This is a genomic window from Mycobacterium sp. IDUB_21 (assembly GCF_055419425.1).
In genome coordinates this window covers 1-488 of sequence record NZ_JBVAXQ010000039.1, presented here as the reverse complement: position 1 = coordinate 488, position 488 = coordinate 1, and the positions used below count along the sequence as shown (strand labels likewise).

1 protein-coding gene is annotated in these 488 nt (G+C 64.1%); it reads right to left on the bottom strand.

What is annotated here, in order from left to right; translation table 11 throughout:
* Positions 1-9 precede the first annotated feature (9 nt).
* Positions 10-488 (bottom strand): transposase (locus ACZYY4_RS23040; protein ID WP_463812336.1); only part of this gene is annotated, 479 nt, incomplete at its 5' end.

Here is a 488-nt window from a genome sequence, read left to right as displayed (position 1 = left end):
CGGGCGTTGTCAAGCTGCCTGGAGTCGTTCGGGCTTGGGAAGGTTGATGCCGACGGTGTCGCTGGGGGCGGGGGTTTGTGGGTGCCGGCGGAATCGTTCGGGGTGGGCTGCGTAGTAGGCCTGCTGGGTGTTGTTGCGCTGCTCCCAGAGTTGATGCCAGGTGCCGGCGTGGACGTCGTCCGGTGAGAACAGGGCGATGCCGGAGTGCTTGTGGTTCTGGTTGTACCAGGGCACGTACCAGGCCATGTATGCGCGGGCCTGCTCGATGGTGTCGAAGGTTCCGGGGTAGTTCGGCCGGTACTTCATCGTGCGGAACTCCGATTCGGAGAACGGGTTGTCGTTGCTGACCCGCGGCCGGTTGTGGGTCTGGGTGACGCCCAGGTCGGCGAGAAGATTCTTGAGTGCGTTTGAGCGCATCGCCGGCCCCGAATCCGCGTGCACCGCAGCGGGTTTGCCGTGTTCAGCGAAGGCGGTTTCGAACATCTCGA